At 44.9% G+C, this 6141-nt stretch carries 3 protein-coding genes and 1 tRNA gene; all 4 read right to left on the bottom strand.

Annotated elements, in window-relative coordinates; all coding sequences use genetic code 11:
- Positions 1–157: 157 nt before the first annotated feature.
- Positions 158–1060, bottom strand: a complete 903-nt coding sequence (locus AB5642_RS19350) for an undecaprenyl-diphosphate phosphatase (RefSeq protein WP_173719467.1) — start codon at positions 1058–1060, stop codon at positions 158–160.
- 301 nt (positions 1061–1361) lie between these two features.
- Positions 1362–4577 (bottom strand): carbamoyl-phosphate synthase large subunit, encoded by a 3216-nt coding sequence (gene carB, locus AB5642_RS19345; RefSeq protein ID WP_173719468.1) that lies wholly within the window; start codon positions 4575–4577, stop codon positions 1362–1364.
- Positions 4577–5653: a carbamoyl phosphate synthase small subunit gene (locus tag AB5642_RS19340; RefSeq protein WP_173719469.1), complete on the bottom strand. Its 1077-nt coding sequence runs from the start codon at positions 5651–5653 to the stop codon at positions 4577–4579. Before AB5642_RS19340 ends, carB begins: the two co-directional genes overlap by 1 nt.
- A gap of 236 nt (positions 5654–5889) precedes the next feature.
- Positions 5890–5973, bottom strand: a tRNA-Leu gene (locus AB5642_RS19335).
- Positions 5974–6141: the final 168 nt, after the last annotated feature.

The following is a 6141-nucleotide window of genomic DNA, read 5'->3' as shown; positions in this document are numbered from 1 at the left end:
CGCAGTTAGTCATTAGCTTGCCGGAACGTTGCGACGCGCGGCGGTGAATATACATTGTGAAATCGCGTCCGGGATAATGACCAACACATTAAATAGCAAAAACGCCAACCTGCAAATTTTCCCTTGCAGGCTGGCGCCGAAATTTCTTATATATAATTTATGCCAGTAAAGTCTTACCAATAAAGTAAACCAAAACCAGCGCACCAAGTACGATTCTGTACCATCCAAATGCCTTGAAATCATGTTTCTTGATATAGCCCATCAGGAACTTGATTGCCAGGATGGAAACTACAAACGCTACCACCATACCGATCACCAGGATCAGCACCTCTGTACCGGTAAATCCAAAACCGAATTTCACAATCTTCAGAAGGCTGGCTCCGAACATAACCGGGATTCCAAGGAAAAAGGTGAACTCAGCTGCAACGGTACGGGAAGTACCAACCAGGATTCCTCCAATGATGGTAGAACCAGATCTGGATGTACCAGGAATAACGGAAAGCACCTGAAAACAGCCGATGAGAAACGCCGTCTTGAAAGATAAATCTTCCAGACTTGTGCACTGCGGCTCTCTGCTTTTATTATAGTTTTCCACAATAATAAACAGAACACCGTAGACGATCAGTGCAATGGCAACAACCACATAGTTATTAAAATGTTCTTCAATGAAATCATCAAACGGAAGTGCGATCACAATGGTCGGCAGACATGCTACCACAATCTTAAACCACAGCACCCATTTCTCTTTATCGCAGAAGCGCTCCACAAAATTCAGGATCACCTGTGCCCATTTGGGCTTCTTCGCAATAGCCATCTGGGTTCTTCTTGGAAGCTTCTTTATGTAAAAAGGCCACAGCTTATTCCAATACAAAACAACAACTGCAAGGATGGCTCCAAGCTGGATCACAACCAGAAATACGTCCATAAAATCCTGTGAAACATTCAGATGAATAAATTCATCAACCAGGATCATATGCCCGGTGCTGCTGATAGGGAGCCACTCAGTAATTCCCTCAACAATACCCAGGAAAATTACCTTTAAAAGTTCGATAATATCCATTTCTACCCCTTTCTAACTTCAACAAAATGAGGACGGAGACCTGAACTTCTCCGTCCTCTTTAGTATATTACACAACTTTGCTTTCGTAAACTTGTATTTTGCATTTTTCGCAAAATTTAGCCTTTGTTTGTTACTGTTCACTGGTAACGTTCCGTGAGGCGTTTTTTGTGAACAAAGTTCACAGAAAACCCGAGAATTGCGGCGCGAAATCATGCGAATGCATGATTTCTGTGCATCGCGAAGCGCGTTACTGTGAACGGAGTGAACAGTAACCTTTGTTTAATGTCTTAGAGCGTGTTTATTACCTTCTTGCAATAGTCGCAATATCAATCAGGCTCAGCTTGTTAGCATCTGTGTTTTCCAGACTTGTTACCAGAGCCTCTGCAGTATCAAGGCTGGTAAGAACATTTACACCTGTCTCAATAGCATTACGTCTGATCACGAAACCATCCTTCTGATGCTCAACACCCTGGGATGGGATATCAATAACCACATCAATCTTATGACCAAGGATCAAGTCCATAAGGTTCGGTGCCGGCTGCTCCAGCTTGTTGGTACGGATCACCTTAACACCATGCTCTTTCAGAGTATTGGCAGTTCCTCTTGTGGCATAGATGCGGTATCCAAGTGCCTCAAATCTCTTAGCGATCGGTACAGCGTCCTCCTGCTCTTCCGGTCTTACAGTCATGATCATGTTCTTATACTTCGGCAGACGAATTCCAGCTCCAAGGAATGCTTTGTAAAGAGCCTCATTGAAGGTCTCTGCAATACCAAGGCACTCACCGGTAGATTTCATCTCCGGTCCAAGGCTGATATCAGCGCCGCGGATCTTCTCGAAGGAGAATACCGGCATCTTGATGGCAATGTGTTTTGCCTCTGGCTGAAGACCAGGCTCATAGCCCATATCTTTCAGTTTGTATCCAAGGATTACCTTGGTTGCCAGCGGTACAATCGGGATTCCGGTAACTTTGCTGATGTAAGGTACGGTACGGCTGGAACGTGGATTAACCTCGATTACATATACATCATCCCCAAGAACGATGAACTGGATATTGATCATACCCACTACATGAAGTGCTCTTGCAAGACGTCTGGTGTACTCTGCAATAGTCTCTTTGGCTTTCTCGCTGATGGTTCTTGCCGGATATACGGAAATACTGTCACCAGAGTGGATTCCGGCACGCTCAATGTGCTCCATAATACCAGGAATCAGAATGTCCTCGCCATCGCAAACGGCATCAACCTCGATTTCTTTTCCCATCAGGTACTTGTCAACAAGAATCGGATGCTCCTGTGCAATCTGGTTGATCACACCAATGTACTCTTCCACATCCTCATCGCTTACAGCAATTCTCATGCCCTGTCCGCCAAGTACGTAGGAAGGACGAACCAGAACCGGATAGCCCAGCTCATTTGCTGCTTTCTTCGCCTCTTCTGCGGTAAATACAGTGTGTCCCTTCGGTCTCGGAATCTGACATTTCTCCAGGATTTCATCGAACAGCTCACGGTCCTCAGCAGCGTCTACATTCTCAGCAGAGGTTCCAAGGATCTTTACACCCATCTTTGTAAGAGCTTCTGTCAGCTTGATGGCGGTCTGTCCACCGAACTGTACAACAGCTCCGTCCGGTTTCTCAATATTTACAATATTCTCAACATCTTCCGGTGTAAGAGGCTCGAAATACAGTTTATCTGCAATATCAAAGTCTGTACTAACTGTCTCTGGGTTGTTGTTGATAATGATAGTTTCATATCCTTCTTTTGCAAAAGCCCAGGTACAGTGTACAGAGCAGAAGTCAAACTCAATACCCTGTCCAATACGGATCGGGCCGGAGCCAAGTACCAGGATCTTTTTCTTATCCGGTGTGGCAATTGCTTCATTCTCTGTTCCTTCATCGCCATATACAGAATAGTAATACGGAGTGGCAGCAGCAAACTCTGCGGCACAGGTATCAACCATCTTGTAAGCGGCTTTGATACCAGTCTCTGCACGGAAAGCTTTGATTTCCTCTTCTGTTTTGCCTGTAAGACGGGCGATAATGTAGTCCGGGAATTCCATGCGTTTTGCTTCCAGAAGAAGCTCTTTGGTAAGTTTTCTGGTTTTCAGGGCATTTTCCATTCCAACAAGGATTGCCAGCTTGTCAATGAACCAGATGTCGATCTGGGTAATGTCATGAAGCATGGACTGCGGCATACCACGGCGGATTGCTTCTGCAATCTTCCAGATTCTGCGGTCGTCCACGATTGCCAGCTCATCCAGCAGTTCCTCATCTGTAAGCTGTGTAAAATCGTAAGACATCAGACTGTCAACATGCTGCTCCAAGGAACGGATTGCTTTCATAAGAGCACCCTCAAAGTTATGGCAGATACTCATAACCTCACCGGTAGCTTTCATCTGAGTGGTAAGGGTTCTCTTAGCTGTGATAAATTTATCAAATGGAAGTCTCGGGATCTTAACAACACAGTAGTCAAGCATCGGCTCGAAACTTGCGTATGTTTTTCCAGTGATGGCATTCGGGATCTCATCCAGTGTATATCCAAGTGCGATCTTCGCTGCAACCTTCGCGATCGGGTAACCAGTTGCCTTACTTGCAAGTGCAGAGGAACGGCTTACACGAGGGTTAACCTCGATAACACAGTATTCGAAGCTGTCTGGTTTCAGTGCGTACTGAACGTTACATCCGCCTGTAATTCCAAGCTCTGTGATAATGTTCAGAGCAGAGGTACGGAGCATCTGGTACTCTTTGTCTCCAAGAGTCTGGGACGGAGCAACTACGATGGAGTCTCCTGTGTGGACACCAACCGGGTCAATGTTCTCCATATTGCAGACAGTGATGCAGTTTCCTGCACTGTCACGCATTACCTCATACTCGATTTCTTTCCAGCCTGCGATACAGCGCTCTACCAGAACCTCTCCAACACGGGAAAGACGAAGACCATTCTCCAGGATCTCACGAAGCTCGTATTCATTGTGTGCAATTCCGCCGCCGCTTCCGCCAAGTGTGTAAGCAGGACGAAGAACAACCGGATAGCCAATGGTATTGGTAAATGCAAGACCATCCTCCACTGTGGTAACAACCTTGGAGGCTGCAACCGGCTCGCCGATTTTCTCCATGGTATCTTTGAATTCCTGACGATCCTCAGCTTTCTTAATGGTCTGGGCTGTAGTACCGATCAGTCTTACATTATGTTCTTTCAGGAAGCCTTTCTCATCCAGCTCCATGGCAAGGTTCAGACCTGCCTGACCGCCCAGGGTAGGAAGAACGCTGTCTGGCTTCTCTTTCAGGATCAGCTGCTCTACCACTTCTACGGTAAGAGGCTCAATGTAAACACGGTCTGCAATATCTTTATCTGTCATGATTGTAGCCGGATTGGAGTTCAGAAGAACAACCTCCAGACCTTCTTCTTTCAGGGAACGGCAGGCCTGTGTTCCTGCATAGTCAAACTCTGCTGCCTGGCCGATGATGATCGGACCGGAACCAATAACAAGTACTTTTTTAATGTCTTTATTTCTTGGCATTATTTATTTCCTCCCATCATATCCATAAATCTGTCAAACAGGTAACTGGAATCCTGCGGTCCCGGGCATGCCTCCGGATGGAACTGTACAGTGAAAATATTCTTTCCAACGTATGCCATTCCTTCGTTTGTTCCGTCATTTACGTTCACAAATGCAGGATGAGCAATGTTTTTCTCCTCAAGGTCCTTGGCATCTACTACGTAGCCATGATTCTGGGAAGAGATGTAAACTCTGCCTGTTGTAAGGTCTTTTACCGGATGGTTTCCACCGCGGTGACCATATTTCATCTTATAGGTATCTCCGCCTGTTGCAAGTGCCATCAGCTGATGTCCAAGACAGATTGCAAAAATCGGAACATCGGAATCGTAAAGTTTCTTTACTTCTTTAATAATAGAAGTGCATTCTTTCGGGTCTCCAGGGCCATTGCTGAGCATGATTCCGTCTGGATGATCTCCAAGGATCTCCTCTGCCGGTGTAAGAGCCGGGTAAATAGTTACCTGACATCCGCGCTTATTCAGGGAACAGGCAATGTTGCGCTTTGCACCAAAATCCATAAGTGCAACCTTCGGACCATTTCCAGGAAGGATTTCTTTCTCACGGCAGGTTACTTTTTCCACTACTTTACCAGTTGTATATGCTTTTAACTTGGGGAGAATTGCGTTTAAGTCATAATTTTCATCCACTGTGATCATACCGTTCATGGTACCTTTCTCACGGAGGATCTTGGTAAGAGCTCTGGTGTCGATTCCTGCGATTCCAGGAATATCATGCTTGGTCAAGAAATGCTGAATGGTGTCAACGCTTCTGAAATTGCTTGGAACACGGGATAATTCACGTACGATAAATGCGTCGATCCACGGTCTGGTGGATTCCTGGTCATCATAACAGATTCCATAATTTCCTATTAATGGATAGGTCATGCATACCGCCTGTCCTGCGTAAGACGGGTCTGTCATTACTTCCAGATAACCGGTCATGGAAGTATTAAAAACAATCTCACTGATGACTTCCCTTGCAGAACCAATGCTGGTTCCTGTAAATACATGGCCATCTTCTAATATCAGAAATGCTTTCATACAATCTCCCTTTCTTATGTCATTTTCTTTCTTATTTTATCCTAAATCTTCAAGATTGTATCATAGCAAAATGCTTTTTTCAACAAAATATGAGCAAAAAAAAATTCTGTTGTGCTGAAAAAAATTGCACAACAGAAAAAAGCTACTGGATCCGAGTCTGAATAAAAGAGACATCCTGTGCCTCACAGCCAACCTTATACGCAACTCTGGCATTCGTAACAAAAGAAAAAAAATAATGCAGGAGATGGGACTTGAACCCACACGATCTTGCGACCACAGGCACCTGAAGCCTGCGCGTCTGCCAATTCCGCCACTCCTGCATTTCTTATGTTTCAATCGCTCTCTCGCGACTGCTTGATTATAATACAACACATTCAGTCAAATGTCAACACTAATTTTCAAAAAAATTTGAAAAATATGAACCATTTATGATAATGTCCTAATATACCACAAAGGAAAATGTCCCAATGTAGTATAATGCTTCCATC

The sequence above is a fragment of the Ruminococcus sp. 1001136sp1_2201st1_G3_2201SCRN_220225 genome (genome assembly GCF_040924365.1).
GTDB classification, from domain to species: Bacteria; Bacillota; Clostridia; order Lachnospirales; family Lachnospiraceae; genus Blautia_A; species Blautia_A faecis.
Note: the sequence above shows the minus strand (reverse complement) of the source record. Positions and strands in the feature narration are given on the sequence as shown.

Coding starts and splice junctions, on each gene's coding strand:
- carB (WP_173719468.1), bottom strand. CDS start 4,577: ATGCCAAGAAATAAAGACATTAAAAAAGTACTTGTTATTGGTTCCGGT.
- AB5642_RS19340 (WP_173719469.1), bottom strand. CDS start 5,653: ATGAAAGCATTTCTGATATTAGAAGATGGCCATGTATTTACAGGAACC.
- AB5642_RS19350 (WP_173719467.1), bottom strand. CDS start 1,060: ATGGATATTATCGAACTTTTAAAGGTAATTTTCCTGGGTATTGTTGAG.